Origin of the sequence: Sulfitobacter geojensis (assembly GCF_000622325.1) — a bacterium.
GTDB lineage: Bacteria > Pseudomonadota > Alphaproteobacteria > Rhodobacterales > Rhodobacteraceae > Sulfitobacter > Sulfitobacter geojensis.
Map to the genome: position 1 here is coordinate 2689162 of NZ_JASE01000005.1, position 22659 is coordinate 2711820.

Annotated in this window: 18 protein-coding genes; 10 read left to right on the forward strand and 8 right to left on the reverse strand. The window is 59.2% G+C overall.

Translation table 11 applies throughout. From position 1 onward, the window contains the following. Positions 1-98: 98 nt before the first annotated feature. The 3 genes from gatB to Z947_RS21920 all read left to right on the forward strand — a co-directional run bounded on the left by gatB (position 99) and on the right by Z947_RS21920 (position 2789). Positions 99-1607: an Asp-tRNA(Asn)/Glu-tRNA(Gln) amidotransferase subunit GatB gene (gatB, locus tag Z947_RS0115150; protein WP_025045136.1), complete on the forward strand. Its 1509-nt coding sequence runs from the start codon at positions 99-101 to the stop codon at positions 1605-1607. Positions 1608-1681: 74 nt separating this feature from the next. After that, on the forward strand, positions 1682-2161 hold the full coding sequence (locus tag Z947_RS0115155) for a thioesterase family protein (protein WP_025045137.1): 480 nt from the start codon (positions 1682-1684) through the stop codon (positions 2159-2161). 109 nt (positions 2162-2270) lie between these two features. After that, positions 2271-2789, forward strand: coding sequence for a hypothetical protein (locus tag Z947_RS21920; RefSeq protein ID WP_025045138.1), 519 nt, complete (start codon positions 2271-2273; stop codon positions 2787-2789). A 9-nt stretch (positions 2790-2798) separates the two neighbouring features. On the opposite strand, the gene Z947_RS0115165 is transcribed toward Z947_RS21920, so the two are convergent. Then, a complete protein-coding gene (locus tag Z947_RS0115165; protein ID WP_025045139.1) occupies positions 2799-3056 on the reverse strand; it encodes a BolA family protein in 258 nt (85 codons plus the stop codon). A 76-nt stretch (positions 3057-3132) separates the two neighbouring features. Here Z947_RS0115165 and Z947_RS0115170 point away from each other — a divergent pair, with 76 nt between their 5' ends. From Z947_RS0115170 to cobS, 3 genes are all read left to right on the forward strand, one after another. Then, positions 3133-3759 (forward strand): DnaJ domain-containing protein, encoded by a 627-nt coding sequence (locus Z947_RS0115170; RefSeq protein ID WP_025045140.1) that lies wholly within the window; start codon positions 3133-3135, stop codon positions 3757-3759. 37 nt (positions 3760-3796) lie between these two features. Continuing rightward, a complete protein-coding gene (locus Z947_RS0115175) occupies positions 3797-5449 on the forward strand; it encodes a tetratricopeptide repeat protein (protein ID WP_025045141.1) in 1653 nt (550 codons plus the stop codon). 130 nt (positions 5450-5579) lie between these two features. Then, complete coding sequence (gene cobS / locus Z947_RS0115180; RefSeq protein ID WP_025045142.1) at positions 5580-6566, forward strand: cobaltochelatase subunit CobS; 987 nt, start codon at positions 5580-5582, stop codon at positions 6564-6566. A 79-nt stretch (positions 6567-6645) separates the two neighbouring features. Here cobS and Z947_RS0115185 read toward each other — a convergent pair whose 3' ends face one another. Next, entirely contained in the window at positions 6646-6912 is a 267-nt protein-coding gene (locus tag Z947_RS0115185; RefSeq protein ID WP_025045143.1) for a hypothetical protein, read from the reverse strand. Positions 6913-7100: 188 nt separating this feature from the next. On the opposite strand from Z947_RS0115185, the gene cobT reads away from it, so the two are divergent. Genes cobT through Z947_RS0115205 form a run of 3 tightly spaced genes read left to right on the forward strand, consistent with a single transcriptional unit; the run spans position 7101 to position 11189 of the window. Beyond that, positions 7101-8978 (forward strand): cobaltochelatase subunit CobT, encoded by a 1878-nt coding sequence (gene cobT, locus Z947_RS0115195; RefSeq protein ID WP_025045144.1) that lies wholly within the window; start codon positions 7101-7103, stop codon positions 8976-8978. 42 nt (positions 8979-9020) lie between these two features. Continuing rightward, positions 9021-10811: an aminopeptidase P family protein gene (locus tag Z947_RS0115200; protein WP_025045145.1), complete on the forward strand. Its 1791-nt coding sequence runs from the start codon at positions 9021-9023 to the stop codon at positions 10809-10811. Positions 10812-10844: 33 nt separating this feature from the next. Further along, positions 10845-11189 carry a DUF427 domain-containing protein gene (locus tag Z947_RS0115205; protein WP_025045146.1) on the forward strand — a complete coding sequence of 115 codons (345 nt, stop codon included), beginning with the start codon at positions 10845-10847 and terminating at the stop codon, positions 11187-11189. 47 nt (positions 11190-11236) lie between these two features. On the opposite strand, the gene Z947_RS0115210 is transcribed toward Z947_RS0115205, so the two are convergent. The 6 genes from Z947_RS0115210 to ftsZ all read right to left on the reverse strand — a co-directional run bounded on the left by Z947_RS0115210 (position 11237) and on the right by ftsZ (position 20442). After that, positions 11237-13048, reverse strand: a complete 1812-nt coding sequence (locus tag Z947_RS0115210; RefSeq protein ID WP_025045147.1) for a calcium-binding protein — start codon at positions 13046-13048, stop codon at positions 11237-11239. A gap of 162 nt (positions 13049-13210) precedes the next feature. Continuing rightward, positions 13211-14890 (reverse strand): chloride channel protein, encoded by a 1680-nt coding sequence (locus tag Z947_RS0115220; protein ID WP_025045148.1) that lies wholly within the window; start codon positions 14888-14890, stop codon positions 13211-13213. A 22-nt stretch (positions 14891-14912) separates the two neighbouring features. Continuing rightward, positions 14913-16562, reverse strand: coding sequence for a DNA repair protein RecN (gene recN, locus Z947_RS0115225; protein WP_025045149.1), 1650 nt, complete (start codon positions 16560-16562; stop codon positions 14913-14915). 36 nt (positions 16563-16598) lie between these two features. Continuing rightward, a complete protein-coding gene (locus tag Z947_RS0115230; RefSeq protein WP_025045150.1) occupies positions 16599-17471 on the reverse strand; it encodes an outer membrane protein assembly factor BamD in 873 nt (290 codons plus the stop codon). 212 nt (positions 17472-17683) lie between these two features. Beyond that, the gene (gene lpxC / locus Z947_RS0115235; RefSeq protein WP_025045151.1) at positions 17684-18607 is read right to left on the reverse strand and encodes a UDP-3-O-acyl-N-acetylglucosamine deacetylase; all 924 of its coding nucleotides are present in this window, start codon (positions 18605-18607) and stop codon (positions 17684-17686) included. 206 nt (positions 18608-18813) lie between these two features. Further along, positions 18814-20442: a cell division protein FtsZ gene (gene ftsZ / locus Z947_RS0115240; RefSeq protein ID WP_025045152.1), complete on the reverse strand. Its 1629-nt coding sequence runs from the start codon at positions 20440-20442 to the stop codon at positions 18814-18816. A 588-nt stretch (positions 20443-21030) separates the two neighbouring features. Here ftsZ and Z947_RS0115255 point away from each other — a divergent pair. Beyond that, positions 21031-22653, forward strand: a complete 1623-nt coding sequence (locus Z947_RS0115255; RefSeq protein WP_025045154.1) for a thiamine pyrophosphate-binding protein — start codon at positions 21031-21033, stop codon at positions 22651-22653. Positions 22654-22659 lie beyond the last annotated feature (6 nt).

The window sequence follows — 22659 nt, forward strand, 5'->3', positions numbered from 1 at the left end:
TGCCCGCCTGCGCGCCTTGCGATATCGCGCCCCTGCTCTTGCAGCACCCCGCCGCCTGTCCTAAGACCGGAACAACACCAGCGCACACGAGGCCACCCATGCTTGATCTGACATACGACACCCCGAAACCCCGCGTGATTGCAGGCGCAAAACACGACTGGGAACTTGTCATCGGTATGGAGGTCCATGCGCAGGTCTCTTCGAACTCGAAACTCTTTTCCGGTGCCTCGACGCAATTCGGCGCGGAACCCAACAGCAATGTGGCCTTCGTAGATGCTGCCATGCCGGGTATGCTGCCTGTCATCAACGAATATTGCATCGAACAGGCGGTGCGCACGGGCTTGGGCCTGAAGGCAGAAATCAATCTCAAATCCGCTTTTGACCGCAAGAACTACTTCTACCCCGACTTGCCCCAAGGCTATCAGATTTCGCAACTCTACGAACCCATCGTCGGCGAAGGCGAAGTGCTGGTGGAACTAGGCGATGGCACCGCCCGTCTGGTGCGCGTTGAACGCATCCACATGGAACAGGACGCGGGCAAATCCATTCACGATATGGACCCGAACATGTCTTTCGTTGACCTGAACCGTACCGGTGTCTGCCTGATGGAAATCGTCAGCCGCCCCGACATTCGTGGCCCCGAAGAAGCGGCCGCATACCTTGCCAAATTGCGCCAGATTCTGCGTTATCTCGGCACTTGCAATGGCGACATGCAGTCCGGCGCGATGCGCGCGGATGTGAACGTGTCGATCTGTCGTGTGGGCCAGTACGAGAAATATCAGGAAACACAGGACTTTTCCCACCTCGGAACGCGGTGCGAGATCAAGAACATGAACTCCATGCGCTTTATCCAGCAGGCCATTGACGTCGAAGCCAAGCGCCAGATCGCCATTGTCGAGGCCGGCGGTGAAGTCACGCAGGAAACCCGCCTGTTCGACCCTGACAAACAGGAAACCCGCTCCATGCGCTCGAAAGAAGAAGCGCATGATTACCGGTATTTCCCCGATCCCGACCTTCTCCCGCTTGAGATTGAACAGGCGTGGGTGGACGATATCGCCGCCAATCTGCCCGAATTGCCCGACGCCAAGAAAGCGCGCTTTATCAACGACTTCGGACTGTCGGATTATGACGCATCGGTTCTGACGGCGGATCTGGACAGCGCCGGATATTTCGAAGCTGTGGCGCAGGGGCGCGACGGCAAAATGGCCGCGAACTGGGTGATTAACGAATTGTTTGGCCGTCTGAAGAAGGACGAAAAGGACATCTCCGACAGCCCCGTCACCCCTGCGCAGTTGGGTGAAATCGTTGATTTGATCAGCTCTGATGCCATTTCGGGCAAGATTGCCAAAGACGTTTTCGAAATCAGTTATACCACAGGCCGTAACCCCGCAGAGATCGTCGAAACCGAGGGCATGAAGCAGGTCACCGACACCGGTGCCATCGAAGCGGCGGTGGACGAGATCATTGCGGCTAACCCCGATCAGGTGGCGAAAGCGCAGGCCAACCCGAAACTGGCGGGCTGGTTTGTCGGTCAGGTGATGAAAGCCACGGGCGGCAAGGCAAACCCGAAAGCGGTAAACCAGATCGTCGCGGCCAAGCTGAAGTAAGGCGGAGTTCACCCCGCCACGTGTCGCGAAATTAGAAAGGCGGGATCAATCCCGCCCTACGGAAAGCCAAACCGATGACCCAACCCTTCCGCTCCAGCCTGATGACGGTGAAACCCGAATGGATTGATTTCAACGGTCACCTCAACATGGCGTATTACAACGTGTTGTTCGATCAAGGTGTTGATGAACTCTACCCGCAGATCGGGTTTGGCTATGACTATGTAAAATCAACCGGCTGCACGACATATGTCGCTGAATTCCATGTCTGTTATCTGCGCGAACTTCACGAAGGCAACGAGGTTTACGCCACCTTCCATCTGGTCGATTTCGACGAAAAGCGGTTTCACAGCTATAGCGAGCTTTACCACAAGGACGGCTGGCTTGCCGCCACGGCCGAGGGGTTGACCCTGCATGTTGATCAATCCGGGCCTAAAGTTGCCCCGATGCCGCAGGCAATTCAGGACAAAATGGCCGCCTATAAAGCCGCGCAAACAACCCCGATCGACCCCGCGCGCATTGGCCGCAAAATCTCGCTGACGCGCAAGGCGAACTAGCGCAGCCGCCCGCGAAATCACGCGCCGAAATGAGCGCTTTCCATCTGTGGCCCGTTCCCTTTCCCGATCCCATGGGCTACACCGCTTTGACCCAAATCAGAGACATCCCATGCCCCGTTTTGAATACAAAGTTGTGCCCGCCCCGCAAAAGGGCCTGAAAGCCAAAGGCGTCAAAGGGGCCGAGGCGCGGTTTTCCCATGCGCTGCAGGAATTGATGAATGGATTGGCGGGATATGGCTGGGAATACCAGCGCGCTGAAACGCTGCCCAGCATCGAACGCGCGGGCCTGACATCGACCACCACCGAGTGGCGCAATGTGTTGGTATTCCGCCGCCTGCGCGAAACCGACACGGAGGCATTTGCCCCCGAACTGCTGCCCCCACCGTCCGACGCCGCGGCCCGTGAAGCGGAAGTCGCGCAAAAAGAGACGCCCCCCGCAGATGCCGATGCCGGGGGTGAAACAGCCAAGGACGCGCAAAACGACGCAGCCGAATCCGAAAAAACCGACACCGCCGAAAAGACATCCGCCTGGGACAACGGCGTCGAAGACACCAAAGATGTCGAGGGCATCGGCTCGACGCTTGAAACACTCGCCGCTTCGCGAAAGACTTCTAAAACAGATGGTTAAACGGCACTCTTAAACGTCTAGATCAAGTGCCAATGCATGAATACGCCCCATCAGTTCCGGCCCGATTGCCCCGTGTACGGCACGGTGACGGGCGATCCGGGACAACCCGTTAAACGCCTCTGCCCGAATACGAACATTGAAATGACTCTCGCCGCCCTCTTGAAATCCTGCATGTCCGCGATGACTTTCACTGTCATCCACCACATCCAACTCCCGCGGCGACAGTGCCGCTTGCAACCGCGCTTCAATCTCTTGCGTTTTCGACATATTTTTTCGCTTTGCCCCCTTCAATATCGCCCCACAGCCTCTAGACTGACCAGCCTGAGTCGGAAAGGTCCAAGACATGAGCAAATCTGATCCCTTTGGTTTCGACATGTCCGTGTCGTCGTCAAAAAAGAAGAACCCGCGTGGCCGGCGCGGCATGTCCGGCGCGTCCGAGACATCGGTGCGCATCTGCGACCATGACGGTTGTGACGAAGCCGGCAAGTTCCGCGCGCCCAAAGCGCCAGACGTGCTGGATGATTATTTCTGGTTCTGCCAGCAGCACGTGCGCGAATATAACCTCAAGTGGAACTTCTTTGACGGCACGACGGAGGCCGAATTGAACGCCCAACAATCCGAGGATAAAGTCTGGGAGCGCAAGACGAAGCCTCTTGGCGATCCCGAGGCCCGTGCATGGGCGCGATTGGGCATCGAGGACCCGCATCAGGTGCTGGGCAAGAACGCCACGCAGAACCCCGGCAAAGGCGCGCAATCGGGCCGCCGCCTGCCCCCCACCGAGCGCCGCGCGGTCGAAATTCTGGAGGTCAAGGACAACATGACCAAGCCGGAAATCCGCAAAGCCTATAAGGTGCTGATCAAGGTGCTGCACCCTGATATGAACGGCGGTGACCGTTCGCAAGAAGACCAGTTGCAGCAAGTGATGTGGGCATGGGACCAAATCAAGGGCAGCCGCAGCTTCAAGGATTAACCGCTTGGCCTCTGAGCGCCAGGGCAAGGAGGCCAGGATGGACTACCCTTATGATTTGGGCGCATATTCGCGCCAGATAACCACCAAAAGCGCCGAGGCGCAGCTGTGGTTTGATCGCGGATTGAACTGGATTTACGGCTTTAACCACAAAGAAGCGATTGCCTGTTTCAAACGCGCCGCAGAGGCGGATCCGACTTGCGCCATGGCCTATTGGGGCCATGCCTATGCCGCCGGTCCCAATTACAACATGCCGTGGGAGTTGTACGATTCCAAAGGCTTGGCCGATGCGCTGGCGGAGGCATATAGCGCCACGCGCAAAGCCTTGGTACATATCGCGCATATGAGCCCGCCGGAAAAGGCCCTGATCAACACATTGATCCACCGTTATCCGCAACGCACGCCCGTTGACGATATGGCCCCGTGGGATCACGCCTTTGCCGACGCAATGCGCGAGGTTCAGGCCGAATTCCCCGATGACGCCGACATCGCCGCGATCCATGTTGATGCTTTGATGAACCTCACACCGTGGAACATGTGGGACCTGCCCACCGGTGCGGTGGCCAAAGGTGCCGCCACGATTGAGGCGCGCGCGGTTCTTGAACGCCAGATGACCTTGCCGGGCGGCATGGCCCATCCCGGTGTGCTGCACCTCTATGTGCATCTGATGGAAATGTCGCCCTTCCCCGAACAGGCGCTTAAGGCCAGTGATGTGCTGCGCACGCTGGTACCTGACGCGGGCCATATCGTGCACATGCCCAGCCATATTGATGTGCTTTGTGGCCATTATGAAAACGTCGTGCGCTGGAACGAAAAGGCGATTGAGGCAGACCTGAAGTATTACGAAGCCGAGGGCGCATTCAACATCTACACCGGTTACCGGCAACACAACTATCATTTCGTGATCTACGGTGCCTTGTTCTTGGGGCAATATGAACCCGCGATGCGTGCCGTGCGCGGCATGGACGCCACCACGCCAGATGCGCTGCTGGACATCAAATCGCCGCCGATGGCCGATTTCTTTGAGGCCTATCTTAGTATGGAACCCCATGTGCTGATCCGTTTTGGCATGTGGGAAGACATCCTGAAACTGCCCCTGCCCGCAGACGTTGAAACCCGCTGCACCAAGGTCGCGATGATCGAATACGCCAAGGCGCTGGCCCTGTCCGCCCTTGGTCGCGTTCCCGAAGCCGAAGCGCAGCACGCGGTTTTCACTGCCGCGAAGGCCCGCGTGCCAGACACCCGCCTGTTGCACAATGTGCGCGCCATCGACCTGCTTGAAATCGCCACCGCCATGCTGGACGGGGAACTTGCCTATCGTAAGGGTGAGTATGAAATCGCCTTCAAACGCCTGCGCGATGCGGTCGCGCTGGATGATGCCCTGCCCTACGACGAACCTTGGGGCTGGATGCAGCCCACCCGCCATGCGCTTGGCGCATTGTTGTCTGAACAGGGCCATTTCGATCAAGCCGAAGAGGTGTTTCGTCAAGACCTCGGCCTTGCCGCCGGATTGCCCCGCGCCTGCCAGCATCCCGATAACGTCTGGGCTTTGCGCGGGCTATACGACTGTCTGGTGGCGCAAGGGAAAACAGCGGAAACCGCCCATCTTAAACTGCGCTTGGATCTGGCGGATGCCCGCGCGGATCGCCCCGTCAAAGCGGCCTGCGGCTGTGCACAGGCGGCTATGTCGTGACGTTCATAAAACAAACTGGCCTGAACGGGGAATAAACCCTTAGGCCAACCCTTGCGGCTATCCCCGATATGTTGCACCAATTGCCCGAACAAATCTCCCCCCGCGGGAGAACCGATGAAAGGACGACCTCATGGCCGACGGCACGCTGGATCTCGACGCGAAACCAAACAAAGACATCAGCGTCCGTGACGTTTTTGGCATTGATACGGACATGGTTGTCAAAGGCTTTGCCGACCGCACCGACCGCGTGCCAGAGCTGGACAGCACCTATAAGTTCGATCCCGACACGACACTGGCGATCCTTGCCGGTTTTGGCCACAACCGCCGCGTTATGGTTCAGGGCTATCACGGCACCGGTAAATCGACCCACATCGAACAGGTGGCAAGCCGTTTGAACTGGCCTTGTGTGCGCGTTAACCTTGACAGCCACATCAGCCGGATCGACCTGATTGGTAAGGATGCCATCAAACTGAAAGACGGCGTGCAGGTTACTGAATTCCAGGAAGGCATTCTGCCTTGGGCCCTGCGCAACCCGACTGCGATTGTATTCGATGAATATGATGCGGGCCGCGCGGACGTGATGTTCGTGATCCAGCGTGTGCTGGAAGTCGACGGCAAGCTGACACTTCTTGACCAGAACAAAGTGATCGAACCGCACCCCCATTTCCGCATCTTCGCCACCGCGAATACAGTGGGCTTGGGCGACACAACCGGCCTCTATCACGGGACACAGCAGATCAACCAAGGTCAGATGGACCGCTGGTCACTGGTCGCCACGCTGAACTATCTGTCGATTGACGCGGAAACTGCGATCGTTCTGTCCAAGAACCCGCATTACAATACTGCCGAGGGCCGCAAAACTGTCAAACAGATGGTCACAGTCGCGGACCTGACGCGCACGGCGTTTATGAACGGTGAACTTTCCACTGTGATGTCACCACGTACTGTTATTGCTTGGGCCCAGAACGCCGAAATCTTCCGCAATGTCGGCTATGCCTTCCGCCTGTCCTTCCTGAACAAATGTGACGAGCTGGAGCGCCAGACCGTTGCAGAATTCTATCAGCGTCTGTTTGACGAGGAATTGCCGGAATCTGCGGCGAGCGTCAGCCTAGGCTAAGCACGCTCTTCCCTATTTCGAATAGAAAAAGCCCCGCTCGCATCGCGAACGGGGCTTTTTTTACGCTTGGCCTTGCGGCTTAGCTGTCGGACTTTGCGTCGTCTTCTTCAAGCGAGCCGTCCACGTCTTCAACGACTTCAGCGTCGTCATATGCGTTTTCGCCTTGGTCCGCTTTGGCTGTGTCTTCCATCGATTCACCGGTGACCTTTTTAGAAGAAACTTCCTCGTTCGGGTCCGCTTCAACGGACTGCTGTGGTGAACCGGTTTCGGTCGCAAAACCCGCAACAGGCACGGCGGACAACAAAGAGATGGTTACGATTGTGGCGGCGTTTTTAAAGTGTGTCATTGTATATTCCTTCAATTCTGCCCTCTCAAAGCTGCAACCTGATGCTGTCAACCGTTGGAGCGTTCGGGAAAACAACGCGTACATCCGTGAATAGGTTCCCTAATTCTTGGATTAATCGCGGCTTCCCCCCTTTGACCCCCCCGCCAAAACCTGCGAAACCATAAGGGAATTTGGCGAAGGACATCCGCATGAGCAAACCAACCGACAATCCCGCAGATGCCTTCAAAAAAGCCTTGGCCGAAGCGTCCAAGGTTATGGCGAACGATCCCGAACTCAGCGTCACCTATTCGGTCGATCCCTCGGGGCTTTCCGGCGAAACCATGCGCCTGCCGCAGGTGTCGCGCCGTATGACCCGCGAGGAAGTCCTGCTCGCTCGGGGCACAGCCGACGCCCTTGCCCTGAACCGGCGCTATCACAACGGCCAGACCCACGCGCGTTACGCCCCGCAAGGCGAAATGGCGCGAGATCTGTACGAGGCGATGGAAACCGCCCGCTGCGAGGCGATGGGCGCGCGCGACATGCCCGGCACAGCGGGCAACATCGACGTCAAAATCAAACACGAGGCCCTGCGCAAAGGGTATGATCAGGTCAAACAGGCCAGCGATGTCCCGTTGGCCACGGCTGCCGGATACCTTGTGCGCCATCTGGCCACTGGACGCGACCTGCCTGCGGGCGCCGAAAATGCCATGGAGCTGTGGCGCCCGTTCATCGAAGAGCAGGCCGGCGGCACATTGGAAAACCTGAACGACATTCTGGAAGACCAGTCAGAATTCGCCAAATTCGCCCGCAAGATGATCAGCGATCTGGGCTATGCCGACCAGCTGGGCGATGACCCTGACATGCTGGACGAAGACAACGAGGACGAAGCCGAAGAAGGCGCGGAAGAAGAACAAGATCCGGACAGCACCGGTCAGGATGATCAGGACGAAGACGAGGCCGAAGGCAGCGCCGAACAGTCCCAAGAAGAACAGCAGGACAGTTCCGAAGCGCAGGTTTCGATGGATGATATGGCTGATCAGGAAATGGGTGAAGAGGCCGAAATGCCCGAGGGCGACGCCCCGATGGAGCCCCCCGCCCCGCAACCTGTGTCCGACGCGGACCCGAATTATCTGGTCTATCTCGACAGCCATGACGAAGTCATCGGTGCCGAAGATCTGGCCGATGCTGTCGAACTGGAGCGCCTGCGCGCCTATCTCGATCAGCAGTTGGAGCCGTTGAAAGGCGCAGTGTCGCGCCTTGCCAACAAGCTGCAACGCCGCCTTCAGGCACAGCAAAACCGGTCTTGGGAATTTGATCTGGAGGAAGGTACGCTGGATGCGGGCCGTCTGGCGCGTGTGGTGGCAAACCCGACAACGCCCTTGTCTTTCAAACAAGAAAAAGACACCGAATTTCGCGACACCTGCGTGACGCTTCTGCTTGATAACTCCGGTTCGATGCGGGGTCGTCCGATTTCCATCGCCGCGATCTGCGCGGACGTTCTGGCGCGCACGCTCGAACGGTGTAACGTCAAGGTAGAGATCCTTGGCTTTACCACACGCGCGTGGAAAGGCGGCCAAGCCCGCGAGGCATGGCTGAACGATGGCCGCCCCGTACAACCGGGCCGTTTGAACGACCTGCGCCACATCATCTATAAATCTGCCGATGCCCCGTGGCGTCGGACCCGCGATAATCTGGGTCTGATGATGAAAGAAGGCCTGCTGAAGGAAAACATCGACGGTGAGGCTCTGGAATGGGCTCACCGCCGGATGATGGCGCGTCACGAGGCGCGTAAAATCCTGATGGTGATTTCAGACGGCGCACCGGTGGATGACAGCACGCTGTCTGTGAACCCCGCCAACTATCTGGAAAAACACCTGCGTGATGTCATTGCCATGGTCGAGAAACGCAAAGCCGTTGAATTGCTCGCGATTGGTATCGGCCATGATGTGACGCGCTATTACGACCGCGCGGTGACCATCACCGATGTCGATCAACTGGCGGGTGCCATGACCGAGCAACTGGCGGCGCTGTTTGACAGTGATCCAAGAGCACGGGCGCGCGTCATGGGCATGCGCCGCGCCGGTTAAAAGCGCGGAATTGAGTTTAAAAGCAAGATGAAGGAGGGGCGGATGTTCCAGAGTTTCGAGGTCACTGCGAGGCCGGAACAGGGGCCGCCCCGATTGCGTGCGCTACGCGCTGAACTCACGGTCGAGGGGCTGGACGGCTTTCTGGTGCCGCGCGCCGATGCCCATCAGGGGGAATATGTTGCTGCGCATGACGACCGCTTGGCGTGGTTGACGGGGTTCACCGGATCGGCGGGTTTTTGTTGCGTGCTGCACGATATTGCCGGCGTATTCATCGACGGGCGTTATCGCACGCAGGTCAAGGCGCAGGTTGCAGCAGATTATACGCCGGTGCCCTGGCCGGAAGTCTCGCTTGGCAACTGGTTAAAGGAACAGTTGCCCGCAGGCGGGACTGTCGGGTTTGATGCGTGGCTGCATACGCCCGAGCAAATCGCGCAAGCCGAGGACACGCTGAAGGGTACCGGCATTATCCTGCGCCCCTGCGTCAATCTTGTGGACCGGATTTGGGTCGATCAGCCAGCCCCGCCGATGTTTCCCGCCAAGGCGCACCCGATTGAATTTGCAGGGGAAACTCATGTCGAAAAACGCCAACGTCTGGCGCAAAGCCTGCGCGAGGCGCACCAGAAAGCCGCCGTCATTACCCTGCCTGACAGTCACAACTGGTTGTTGAACATCCGGGGGGCGGATATTGCGCGCAATCCCGTGGCGCACGGGTTTGCTGTGTTGCATGACGACGCCACGGTTGATCTGTTCATGGCCCTCAGCAAGCTCGACGACCTGCGCACCCATTTGGGCGATGACGTCCGCTGTCATGCGCCCGAACAGTTTCTGGACCTTTTGCAAACACTAGGCGGCCCTGTACGGCTGGACAAACAATCGGTTCCGGTGATCGTTGCCGACACCTTGGGCGATGTGGCCGTTTGGGGCAGCGATCCTTGCGCCCTGCCCAAGGCCTGCAAGAATGCTGCAGAAATCAACGGATCTGCGCAGGCGCATTTGCGCGATGGGGCGGCCCTGTGTGAATTGCTGGCATGGCTCGATCAACAACCCGCCGGCACGATTACAGAAACGCAGGTGGTCAGCCGGCTTGAGGCCGCGCGGCGCAAGGACAACGCCTTGCAAGACATCAGTTTCGAGACCATCGCCGGCACCGGCCCGAACGGCGCAATCATGCATTACCGCGTCACCGAAGAAACCGACAGCGAACTGCAAGACGGGCATCTGATCGTGTTGGATTCCGGTGGACAGTATCTGGATGGCACCACGGACATTACCCGCACCGTGGCCATCGGCACCCCACCGCTCGAGGCCCGCGCGGCCTTTACCCGCGTGCTGGCCGGTATGATCGCAATGAGCCGCCTGCGCTGGCCCGTCGGGCTTGCAGGTTGCCACATCGAAGCGGTCGGGCGCATGCCACTGTGGCTGGCAGGGCAGGATTTCGATCACGGTCTGGGGCATGGCGTCGGCGCGTACCTTAGCGTTCATGAGGGCCCGCAACGGCTGAGCCGCGTCAGTCAGGTGCCGTTGCAACCGGGCATGATTCTCAGCAACGAACCGGGGTATTACCGCGAAGGGGCCTTTGGCATTCGCATCGAAAACCTGCTGGTGGTGCGCGAGGCCCCTGCTCTGAGCGGCGGCGATGATCACCGCGCGATGCTGAACTGGGAGACCCTGTCATTTGCGCCTATCGACCGGCGGTTGATTGATGTCAGCCTGTTGGACGCAGCGTCACTGTCCTGGCTCAACGACTATCACGCGCAGGTGGCTGAAAAGATCGGCCCACGGGTATCGCCTGTTACAAAACTATGGTTGGATAGCGCGACTGCCCCGCTTTAAGGGGCGGCGCTGCGTGTTTGAGGGGGAAATTGCATGGCTAGTCACATTAAGATCAACAGGGCGTCCGGCACGTGGACCGTGCGCGCGGGCGGTGCGGTTTTGGGCGAAACCACCGAAGCGCTTGAGCTGACCGAAGGTGACTACCCGCCGGTGATCTATTTCCCACGCGGTGACATCGCCATGGCCTTTCTGGATGCCAGCGACGAGACAAGCCATTGCCCGCACAAAGGTGACGCCAGCTATTATTCGGTTGTGACCAAAAGCCGGACGTTGAAAAACGCGGTCTGGTCCTATGAAAACCCGCATGAGGCCGTGGCCGGTATCAAAGGGTATCTTGCCTTTTACAACATGGACGAGATTGCCGTCGAACAGATTTGAGCGCCGCAAATCTGCGACGCCCGTTGCAATCCTCCCCGAATTCGCGATCAAACGACGGAGCTTATCGGGGATGGGTTGATGATCCACGATTGATCCGCCGCAAGTGCCGCAGCGCTGCTGTTTTGTAAAACTGCGACAATATCGCCGCGATAGACCACCTCGGTATCGATGCCATTGATCGCGGCGCGCACCACGATATCGCTGCCGCTCAACAATGCCGGCGTGCTGCCGTCCCCGCCCACGAGTTCCAGTGCATCAACAGCCGGATCGAAATCGGTCACGATAACCGCATCCTGATCGGCCAGATCAAAACCAACGACGCCAATCCTGTCAGCGCCACTGCCGCCGGTGACGACATCGCCGTCATTGGCTGCGATGATGTCATTGCCGTTGCCGCCGTTCAGGGTATCCGCAGCGCTGTCATTTGCGCCCAAGGTGGTGGTCGCGGTACCGGGGCGTTCATAGCCGTAAATTTGGTCATTGCCGTCATCGCCGTTGGCGACATCCGCGCCATCACCGGTTTCCAGTATATCGGCATCATTGCCACCGTTCAGCGTATCATCCCCGTCACCGGCAAACAGCCCGTCACTGCCGCGCCCGCCATTGATGAAATCATCCCCCGGATCCCCGCGCAAAAGGTCATCGCCGTTGCCGCCATCCATCACATCATCGCCAAGCATACCCCAAAGCGTGTCATTGCCGATCTCGCCGCCAAGGGCATCCTCCCCCGCGCCGCCGACCAAAAAGTCGTCGCCGGTGCCACCACGGATTGTGTCATCGGCACCGAAACCGCGAATCTCGTCGTCCCCCGCATCGCCAGTGATGGAATCAGCGGCACCACTGCCCAAAATCGTATCAGCACCCGTAGTGCCCGCCGTCGTGCTGGACGTCGTAGTGGTTGTCGTCGATGCCGGATCTGCCGTGATGTTGGCCAACCATGAGGTATCCGCCGCCAGCGCTGCCGCATCGGTGCCCTCCAGCACGGCCACAAGCTGATCGTTGAAAAAGACGTTGCTGTCCTCCCCGTTGGCGTCCTGTTCAACCGAAATCCGGTCTGTGTCCGCCTCCAGTGACAGGTCAGGCCCGGCGCTGGCCGCCAACAACAGCATGTCCTCTGCAGGGTTGAAGTCGGTGACAATAACGCCACCGCCCTCTTCCTGATCATAACCGATGGTGCGGATCAAATCCGCGCCCAATCCGCCCGATACTGTATCCCCGTCATTGCCGGTAATCGTGTCGTCGCCGCTGCCCCCGTTCAATTCATCCGGCAACAGATCGTCCTCTCCCGCCAGAAACCCGTCATCCACCGGCAAACGGTACCCTGTGATCAGGTCGTTGCCATTACCGCCAAAGACCGTGTCCGCGCCGTTGCCGGTCTCGATCAGATCATTGCCCAGATTGCCGATCAACGCATCATCACCGGGCCCGCCCAGCAGCGCATCATCCCCATTGCCGCCGCGCAATACGTCATCGCCATTGTCCCCGCGCAACACATCATCGCCAAAGCTGCCGTTCAACCGGTCGTCCCCATCGCGCCCCCAAAGGGTGTCATCGCCGGTCCGCCCGAAAAGCTGGTCGTCCCCGTCCCCGCCAACGGCCAGATCATCGCCGCCGCCACCGATCAGCGTGTCATCACCGCCATACCCGCGCAATTCATCGTCGCCGTCCAACCCGCTCAGCAGGTCAGTACCACCCGTTCCGGTCAGGGCGTCGTTTGCCGCCGTCCCGTCGACCCCGTCAGGATCAGGTGTCGGCGGGTTTGCAATATTGGCGTCATCGTCGATCCCGACATCCGCAAGGGATGCAAGGGACGCGAGAAGTCCGATACCGATCATAGGCAGTAAAACATAAGCGAGCATGGCAGCTGGGCTCCTGAAATTGGATTTGGATCAATACAGCACCCTGCGAACAGGATACCGTGACGCCGCTGCGCACCTGAACGTGACCACACATATAGATGTGGACCCCGCTCAGGAACGCGACGACTTAATCTATAATGATCTGAAATACTTAACTAAAAATTAAGAATGTTCTTCGGCCGCAGTCGCTGCCAAAGCGCGGTTATAGGCCTTCAACGCATCCACATGGAACAAAGCCCCCAACAGTTCGGGCGGGGCCCCCACAGACAAGGTCACCACCGGCAAAAACCGTGCGCCGCTGGTTTCAAACATCGGCATGGCCGCCTCAAGCGTGGCTGCCCCGTCGATATAGGTGCCCGCGTTGATCAATTCCCAACAGGCCGCTTCATCGGCGGCATTCGGATCGTCGGGCCGGCGCATGATCCGCGCAACCATAAACATCGCCAGCAAATAGGCCTGCGGACCCGCCGCCAGATGAATGCCGCGCCGCTCCATCTGGGTGAGGAAGAAACTGCGATCGACAATGCGGCTGGCCAATGCTGTCGACATGCTGACCGCGACCATCACCGCCAGACCGGTCTGCCAATCCCCTGTCATTTCGAAGACAATCAGGGTGGTCGATATCGGGGCCCCCAATACCGCCGCCGCAACCGCACCCATGCCTGCCAGCGCATAAAGGGACGAAGATCCGGACACATCGGGAAACACTCCCGTTGCCACCAGACCAAAGCCAAGCCCTGTCAGTGCACCGATCATCAAGGACGGTGAAAACACCCCGCCCCCCATGCGCCCGCCAAGCGTGATCGCAACGGCTGTGACCTTGAGCACCGCAAAAACAATGACCTCGTTAAACGTCAGCTCGCCCATCAAGGCCAGCGACATGGTTTCATATCCGACCCCGATGATATGCGGGAACCACAGGGCGATCACCCCCAGCAATGCGCCCGCCACCGCCGGACGCAACCAGCGCGGCCATCCAGTGCGGGCCTGCAAGACATTACCCAGATCCTCGGCCCAGAAGATGCTGCGCATCAACGCCACCGCGACCAAACCGCAGGTCAGGCCCAGCAACAAAAAGGCAGGCAATTCAACATAGAACTGCAAATCGCCATAAGTCGGCAGGACAAATTCCGTCACCCCGCCAAATTCGATCCGGTTGATCACCGTCCCCGCAACTGACGCGATGACAATCGGCGCAAAGGCATGCACGGCGAAATGGCGCAACACTACCTCAAGCGCGAACAAGGCCCCCGCGATCGGCGCGTTGAAAGAGGCCGAAACCCCCGCCGCCACAGCACAGCCCAACAAATCGCGCCCCGTGATGCCATCCGCGTTGATCTTCTCGCTGACCCATGTGGAAATGACGCCGACGATATGCACCACCGGTCCTTCGCGCCCCGACGATCCGCCCGTCGACAGCGTGATCAAGGACGCAAAGGCCGACGCGACCCCCGCCTTGGTTTCGACCCGCCCGTCATGCATTGCCGCGCCAAGGATCACATCCCCGACCGACCGCGCCCGCGCATCATGGGTGAAATGGTGCAGGATCAATCCGACAACCAAACCGCCAATGGTGGGGATCAGCACCACCCAATACCACTCCAGCCCGCTGATGAAGGTGTGCAGGTTCTTGACGTCCTCGGTCCCGTACCATGTCGATTGCAACAGATTGATGCCCTTGCGAAACAACAAGGCGGCAAAGCCTGCGGCAATCCCGATCAACAAAGCGATGAACCAGAAGGTGATTTTGCCCGGGCCCCGATGGCGGATCACCTGCCAGCCCAGCTTGCACGACGTTGCTGCCATGCCGAACTGCTGCGCGATAAAGCCGGGCTCGCTCATCTTATGCGTGCCCCCTGCGCCATCAGCCTGCCAGCAACGCCTCTGCTGCCGCGCGGGCGGCATCGGTGATCGTGTCACCGGCCAGCATCCGGGCGACCTCGTCCACCCGTTCGGGCGGCGACAGCGGCACCACATTCGACGTGGTCACCCCTTTGGCAACCGCTTTTTCCACCCGCCAGTGATGCGCGCCAAGGGCCGCCACCTGCGGGCTGTGGGTGACCACCAGAACCTGTCCTTCGCCCGCCAGCGCAGACAAGCGCCGCCCAACAGCATCGGCAGTCGCCCCGCCCACGCCACGGTCAATTTCGTCGAAAATCATCGTCAGACCGCTTTGGCCCTGCGTCAGACACACCTTAAGCGCCAACAAGAACCGGCTGAGTTCCCCCCCCGAGGCGATCTTGCCCAGCGGTCCCGCCGGTGCACCGGGATTCGTGGCCACAGTGAACCCCACCGCATCGCGCCCTTCCGGCCCTTCGGGTTCATCCGTGATTTGTGTTTCGAAAACTGCGCGCTCCATCTTGAGCGGGGCCAGTTCAGCCGAAACCGCCTTGTCAAGCTTGCCTGCCGCCTTGCGCCGCGCCGCGGTCAGGGCGCTGGCAGCCTTATCATATGCCGCTTCTGCGTCACTGACCGCCTTGTCGAACCCTGCCTTCGCGGCCTCGCCCGCATCAAGCGCCTCAAGCTTGCCGCGCAAGGTGCCGGCAAAACCCGCGAGTTCGTCCGGCGCAATGTCGTGTTTGCGTGCCATCGCGCGGATCGCGAACAGGCGTTCTTCGGTCTCTTCCAGTTCCAGCGGGTTGAACGACATCTGGTCCATAGCATCCGCAACGCCCGACATCGCCTCGTCCAGCTCGACCATCGCGCGGCCCAACGCCGCCATCGGTGCCTCAAGCGCCCCTTCGGCGCGCGTTGCGGCCCCGTCCAGCCAGCGCATCGCGTCGCCCAGATGGCGTTCTGCCCCGCCTTGGCCCATCATTTCATAGGCGTTGACCACATCCGCACGGATCTTTTCCGCGCCCTGCATCTTGCGCCGCGCCACGTCCAACGCCGCTTCTTCACCCTCTTGCGGGTTCAGTTTGTCGAGTTCGGCCACTGCGTGACGCAGGAATTCTTCCTCGGCCTTGATCGCCTCGCGCTCCGCCGCGGCCTCAGCCGCCGCTTTGCGGGCCGCGCCCAGGGCCCCCCAGGCTTTGCGCACCTTGTCACGCACAGTGCCCGTGCCGGCAAATTCATCAAGAATGGCACGATGTCCGCGCGGGTTCAGCAATCCGCGATCATCGTGCTGCCCGTGCAATTCCACCAGCGTTTCCGACAACGCCCGCAGCACCTCGCCCGAACACCGCCGGTCATTAACCCACGCGGTCTTGCGCCCTTCCGCCGTGTTGATCCGGCGTAGGATCAACTCCTCGCCATCAGGCAAACCGGCCTCTTGCAATACCGCATGCGCCGGATGGCCTGCGGGCAAATCAAACCACGCGGTCACTTCACCCTGCGCAGCACCCTGACGCACCAGATCGGCGCGCCCGCGCCAGCCCAGAACAAAACCCAGTGAATCCAGCAAGATAGACTTGCCCGCGCCGGTTTCACCGGTCAATACGTTCAACCCCGGTTGAAAGCTCAGCTCCAACCGGTCGATGATCAGCATGTCGGAAATATCAAGTCCGCGCAGCATGTGCTTATCCCGTAGGGTGGGTAAAACCCACCGTTCCTACAACCACTCGCCTTTAATCGTCTGGCGGTAAAGAGCAGCCAGCCAATTGTCCTTAAAGAACGCCGGCTCAAGGCCACGGCCCGTCAGCAATTTATAGCTGTCCTCATACCATTCGGACGACTGGAAGTTATGTCCCAGAACGGCCCCTGCGGTCTGCGCCTCTTCGGTCAGCCCCAGCGACAGATAGGATTCGACCAAGCGGTGCAATGCCTCTGCGGTGTGGGTGGTGGTCTGGAAATCCTCCACCACAACACGGAAACGGTTGATCGCCGCCGTGTAATGATCCCGCTTCAGGTAATAGCGCCCGATTTCCATCTCTTTACCGGCCAGATGGTCAAAGGCCAGATCGAACTTCAGGATCGCGGATTTGGCATATTCGCTGTCGGGATATTCCTCAATCACGGTGCGCAGGGATTGCAGCGCTTGGAACGTCAGCCCCTGATCGCGACCCACTTCGTCAATCTGATCATAATAGCTGAGCGCCAGCAAATACTGCGCATAGGCCGCGTCATCATCAGCGGGGTAGAAATCAATGAACCGCTGCGCTGCGGACCGGCTGTTAGGATAGTCCTGATCGCGATGATAGGAAAACGCCTGCATAATCAACGCCCGCCGCGCCCAGTCGGAATAGGGGTAGAGCCGTTCAATCTCGGAGAAATAGAACGCCGCCTCGCCCGCCTGATTGCGGTTCAGTTCATATTCACCGCGTTCGAAAATCTGTTCGGCTGAATAGGTCTCAAGCGGGATTTCCTGTGGATTAAGGAAACTACCGCCCACCAGACCGGCATTCCGGCTGCCGCCACATGCTGTGAGACTGGCCGCAATAAGCATTGCACCGATCACCTTTGTGGTGGATCCCGTCCTGCTCATGCCTGAACCTCTTGCATCTTCACACCCATGGTCTTTTCAACCGTTATTGACCACTTGCTAGCACATTAATCTGCAATGCAAAATGCCGATTGCACCCCAACTGGGGCCGACATTCACAATTCGCACGGATCCTTGCGCGCAGCTGCGCCAATGGATCAGAAATACATGTGCAAATAAGGAGTTTCAAGAGCCGCAACACCGCATCAGCGGGTTCAGGCAACCTGCGGGATTTCATCCCAGACCAGACCATAACCCGGCAAGCGCTGCGCCATGGCCGCGTCACATTCCACCATGCGCACCGCGCCGGGGGTGGCAAACAGCTTGCGCAACAGGGTGTTGGTCAGCGAATGCCCCGCCCGCACGCCAGTGTAATGCCCCAAAAGCGGCGCACCGGCCAAAGCCAGATCACCCAACGCATCAAGCATCTTGTGCCGCACAGGTTCGTCCGCATGGCGCAAGCCGCCCGGGCTGACCACCTGATCGCCATCAAACACTACCGCATTTTCACCGGAGTTGCCGCCAAGCGCCAAACCATTGGCCTGCATTGCCACCACATCGGCCTGACGACAGAAGGTGCGGCTGTCACAGAGCTCGCGGGCGAAAGAACCGTTGTTCATCACCAGTGACTTCTGCTGCTTGCCGATCGCGGCGTCCGCAAAATCAATTTCGAAATCAATGCGCAATGTGTCCGAAGGGGAAAGCGTTGCAGTCGCATCGCCCTCGGTTACGCTGACGGTCTGCAAAACCTCAAACGCCATGACGGGGGCCGACAAGACGCGAATGCCGCGCTGCATAAAACCGCGCACAAAGGGGATCGCAGATCCGTCAAGGATCGGCACTTCAGGGCCGTCGATTTCGATCAGGGCGTTATGGATGCCGCAACCGGCAAGCGCCGCCATCAAATGTTCGACTGTGGAAATCGACAGACCTGTCGCATTCTCAAGTTTGGTGCACAACGGCGACCGGTTCACCGCATCCCAACGCGCAGGAATCAGACGGTCGCCGACAGAAACATCGGTACGCGAAAACCAGATACCGTGATGCACACCCGCAGGACGGATCGTCACGGTCGCGGGCGCACCGGAATGCAGGCCCTTACCAGTAAAACTGATCGCTGATTTGATGGTTGTTTGCACGCGGTCTCGCTCTCGGGTCATAGATCGGTTTTTAACTTGTTAATGCAGATAGGCCGCAGGGGCTAAATGCTCAACTCAATCTTTGTAACGGACTGAAACATGGGTGAAACAAATGGGCGCAATAGCGCCTGTTGCGCCCTAACCTACTAGTCTAAAACGAAAAAGGGCCGCCCGAAGGCGACCCAAATCTCACATATAAAGGGCGATTAATTCGCCTGACGGCGCAGGAATGCAGGAATTTCGATCCGTTCCTGATCCGCATCCTGCTCCTGAACGGGCTGCGGCGCGGCGGCAACACGGGGCTGCTGCTGCTGTACGGGCGGCTGCTGGCGGGTTGGACGCGGTGCCGCCTCGCCTTCTGCATGACCGGTCATCCGGTTGATCAAGGAGTTGATGCCGAAGCGTGGTTTTTCGCCGCCGGCCTGACCGCCTGCTGGTGCAGCTGCCGCTGGACGCTGCTGCTGTTGCTCGGGGTTGGCCTTTTGTGCGGCGGCACGCAAACGCGCCAGCGCTTCGGGCGACGGTGTACCCGGTGCCGGTGCGCGCGGTGCAACATAGGCTTCGGGCTGCGCTTCCAGCTCTTCCTCGTTGCGTGGCTCAAAGGCGGCAACCTGTGGCTGATACGCAGGTGGCGGCAGATCGTCAGCGCCGGCTTCTTCTTCAAAAAGGTCATCGGCCTGCTCTTGAGCGGCAGTGCGCTGCACGTCCATATCTTCAAACAGCGGGGTCTGCTCTTCAACCTGCTCGCTTACGGCTGCGGTGGCCACAACAGCGGCAGGTGCCGCTTCGATGGCTTCTTCCGCAACGGTCTGCTGGCGCAACGGCTGGCTCATGGAGCGACGCGGTACCGGCATTTCGGTGTTCACATCCGTGGCATCAATACCTGTGGCCACAACGGAAACCCGCATCAAGCCGCCCAGTTTGTCGTCCATAGTCGAACCAACAATGATGTTCGCCTCTGGATCGACTTCTTCGCGAATACGGTTGGCTGCTTCGTCGAGTTCGAACAGGGTCAGATCCGCACCACCGGTGATGTTGATCAATACGCCCTTCGCGCCGCGCAGGCTGATTTCGTCCAGCAGCGGGTTCGCGATGGCCTTCTCGGCGGCCTGAATGGCGCGATCTTCGCCCTCGGCTTCGCCAGTCCCCATCATCGCCTTGCCCATTTCGTCCATCACGGCGCGAACATCAGCAAAGTCGAGGTTGATCAGGCCCGGACGGACCATCAGGTCTGTCACACCTTTCACACCTTGGTACAGAACGTCATCTGCAAGGCTGAAAGCTTCGGTGAATGTGGTTTTTTCATTGGCCAGACGGAACAGGTTCTGGTTTGGAATGATGATCAGCGTGTCGACAACCTTTTGCAGTGCCTCAACACCGTCCTCGGCCTGACGCATGCGCTTGGCACCTTCAAACTGAAACGGCTTGGTGACAACACCAACGGTCAGAACACCCAATTCGCGGGCGGCCTGCGCGATGATTGGCGCAGCACCGGTCCCTGTACCACCGCCCATACCGGCAGTAATAAAGCACATGTGCGCGCCCGCCAGATGGTCCACGATCTGTTCAATGGACTCTTCGGCGGCTGCGGCACCGACACTTGCCCGTGCGCCCGCGCCCAGACCTTCGGTCACTTTAATACCCAGCTGAACGCGGTTTTCCGACTTGGCTTGCTGCAATGCCTGTGCATCGGTGTTGGCCACAACGAAATCAACACCGTCCAACTCTTTTTCGATCATGTTGTTGACCGCGTTACCACCGGCACCCCCGACACCGAAAACGGTGATACGAGGTTTGAGGTCTTCTTGACCGGGCATCGAAAGGTTGAGTGTCATGTGCTGTCCGCCTGTTGATTTAGCCCACGTCCCACGGGCCCTTTTCTGCATAGATTCATACAACATTAGCCTTAGTCATCGCCAAGGTCACGCAAAAACCGCGATTTCAACACAAAATACAGCCATAAAATACATATTTTCACGCAAGATTTCGCCGATTTGGGCAAATCTTGCGGTCAAGCGCCAACCAACCACTAGCCAGCCGGAAACCCACGCCGGACCAAGGGCGCGAAAACGACTCAACTATAATGTACGTGGTCCTGCTCGACCCGCGCTCGCCTGTGTTTTGCGGCCTTATCTTGGCCTTGGCGATTGCGTTGTTGATACAGGCTCGCAGAAAGCTTGTCACGCGCAATTGGTCGAAAAAATCACGCGCCTACAGCTGTGGCATTCTATGTGTGTTACGCCCGATCCCCACTGCCGCAACACGGCTGCCTGCGCCCAAGGCGCACAAGATGCATATTTCCCGCATTAACCCTCAGAATACCGCGCCCTCTTCGCATGATTTCATCCGATGACGGCTTAATTGCGAAAATCGCGCATGGCCACTCTGGTATTCCGTATGAAACAGTCAAAAGAGTGATCCCCATGAGCCAGACCCTTTACGTTTACCAATCTCTCGCCCGCGCCACCCGTGAACACGGAGTCGAAACCATGTTCGGGCTGATGGGGGATGCGAACTTGTTTATGGTCGACAGCTTTGTGCGCGACTGCGGGGGGCGTTTCGTACCCGCCGCCCATGAGGGCAGCTCGGTTCTGATGGCGCTGGCTTTTGCCCATGTCTCTGGCCGCGTCGGCGTGGCAACCGTGACCCATGGCCCAGCCCTGACCAATTGCATGACCGCTCTGACCGAAGCGGCCCGCGCCCATATCCCGCTTGTGATCCTTGCGGGGGACACCCCCGTCGACAACCCGCGCCACTTGCAAAGCATCGACCAGCGTGAACTGGCCAAGGCGACGGGCGCAGGGTTCGAACAGTTGCGCAGCCCTGCGACCGTGGGCAAGGACGTCGCCCGCGCCTTTTACCGCGCACAGGTGGAACGCCGCCCCGTTGTCCTGAACATGCCCGTCGAATTCATGTTGCAGGAAGTGGCGCATGACATGCAGGTGCTGGATGTCTTCACCGCGCCGGGGGGCGTCGCGCAGGGTGATATCCTGGACAATGCCATCGGCATGATCGCCGCGGCCCGCCAGCCGCTGATCCTTGCCGGTGCGGGTGCCGTCGGCGCGCGCGAACAGCTGATCAAGCTGGCCGACCGCCTCGAAGCGCCGCTGGCCACCACGCTCAAGGCCAAGGGGCTGTTCACCGGCCACCCCTATAACATCGACATTTTCGGCACGCTTTCCACGCCCGCCGCCTATGATCTGATCGCGCGTGCCGATTGCATCATCTGTTTTGGCACAGCCTTGCATGATTTCACCACCGACCGCGGCAAGTTGATGAAGGACAAACGCATCATCCAGATCGACGTTGAACCCGAAGCCATCGGCGGCGGGCTGCATCCTGACGCAGCGCTTGTGGCGGATGCAGGGCTGACAGCGGAAACGATCCTTTATTGGCTGGACGAAGCCGAAGTGCCCGCAAGCGGGTTCACCCGCGAACTGGACATCGCAACATTGACCACCCATCCGGCGGCGGCCCCGAAATCCGGTGACGGGTTCATCAACTTTGTGCACGCCCTCGAACGGCTGGAAACCGCCCTGCCCCTAGATCGCGTGCTGGTCACCGATGGCGGGCGTTTCATGACCGAAGTCTGGTGCCGCATCTCTGCCCCTGACCCGACAAGCTTTGTCAGTACGGTGAATTTCGGGGCCATCGGGCTGGGCCTGCAAGAAGCCGTTGGTGCCGGTCTGGCCGCACCTGACCGTCCTGTGGTGCTGTTCACCGGCGATGGCGGTTTCATGATGGGCGGGATCAACGAATTCAACACGGCTGTGCGCCTTGGCCTGGATCTGATCGTGATCGTTGCCAATGATTCCGCCTATGGCGCGGAACATATCCAGTTCATTGATCGCAAAATGGACCCCGGCCTGACCGAATTCAACTGGCCGTCCTTCGCGGGCATCGCGAAATCACTGGGTGGTGACGGGGTCGAAGTGCACTCCGAAGCCGAACTTGAAACCGCGCTCGCCGCATTAAAGACCCGCAAGGGGCCTTTCCTGATCGAATTGCGTCTTGATCCAAACGACGTGCCGCGCATGCGCATCTAAGCGCTA

What these genes read in the sequence shown, in the direction of transcription:
- cobT (WP_025045144.1), top strand. Translation starts at nt 7,101, where the DNA reads ATGAGCAAACCAACCGACAATCCCGCAGATGCCTTCAAAAAAGCCTTG.
- Z947_RS0115185 (WP_025045143.1), bottom strand. Translation starts at nt 6,912, where the DNA reads ATGACACACTTTAAAAACGCCGCCACAATCGTAACCATCTCTTTGTTG.
- Z947_RS0115210 (WP_025045147.1), bottom strand. Translation starts at nt 13,048, where the DNA reads ATGCTCGCTTATGTTTTACTGCCTATGATCGGTATCGGACTTCTCGCG.
- Z947_RS0115230 (WP_025045150.1), bottom strand. Translation starts at nt 17,471, where the DNA reads ATGAGCAGGACGGGATCCACCACAAAGGTGATCGGTGCAATGCTTATT.
- Z947_RS0115165 (WP_025045139.1), bottom strand. Translation starts at nt 3,056, where the DNA reads ATGTCGAAAACGCAAGAGATTGAAGCGCGGTTGCAAGCGGCACTGTCG.
- ftsZ (WP_025045152.1), bottom strand. Translation starts at nt 20,442, where the DNA reads ATGACACTCAACCTTTCGATGCCCGGTCAAGAAGACCTCAAACCTCGT.
- Z947_RS0115170 (WP_025045140.1), top strand. Translation starts at nt 3,133, where the DNA reads ATGAGCAAATCTGATCCCTTTGGTTTCGACATGTCCGTGTCGTCGTCA.
- cobS (WP_025045142.1), top strand. Translation starts at nt 5,580, where the DNA reads ATGGCCGACGGCACGCTGGATCTCGACGCGAAACCAAACAAAGACATC.
- Z947_RS0115175 (WP_025045141.1), top strand. Translation starts at nt 3,797, where the DNA reads ATGGACTACCCTTATGATTTGGGCGCATATTCGCGCCAGATAACCACC.
- Z947_RS0115205 (WP_025045146.1), top strand. Translation starts at nt 10,845, where the DNA reads ATGGCTAGTCACATTAAGATCAACAGGGCGTCCGGCACGTGGACCGTG.
- Z947_RS21920 (WP_025045138.1), top strand. Translation starts at nt 2,271, where the DNA reads ATGCCCCGTTTTGAATACAAAGTTGTGCCCGCCCCGCAAAAGGGCCTG.
- Z947_RS0115155 (WP_025045137.1), top strand. Translation starts at nt 1,682, where the DNA reads ATGACCCAACCCTTCCGCTCCAGCCTGATGACGGTGAAACCCGAATGG.
- Z947_RS0115200 (WP_025045145.1), top strand. Translation starts at nt 9,021, where the DNA reads ATGTTCCAGAGTTTCGAGGTCACTGCGAGGCCGGAACAGGGGCCGCCC.
- Z947_RS0115220 (WP_025045148.1), bottom strand. Translation starts at nt 14,890, where the DNA reads ATGAGCGAGCCCGGCTTTATCGCGCAGCAGTTCGGCATGGCAGCAACG.
- recN (WP_025045149.1), bottom strand. Translation starts at nt 16,562, where the DNA reads ATGCTGCGCGGACTTGATATTTCCGACATGCTGATCATCGACCGGTTG.
- gatB (WP_025045136.1), top strand. Translation starts at nt 99, where the DNA reads ATGCTTGATCTGACATACGACACCCCGAAACCCCGCGTGATTGCAGGC.
- Z947_RS0115255 (WP_025045154.1), top strand. Translation starts at nt 21,031, where the DNA reads ATGAGCCAGACCCTTTACGTTTACCAATCTCTCGCCCGCGCCACCCGT.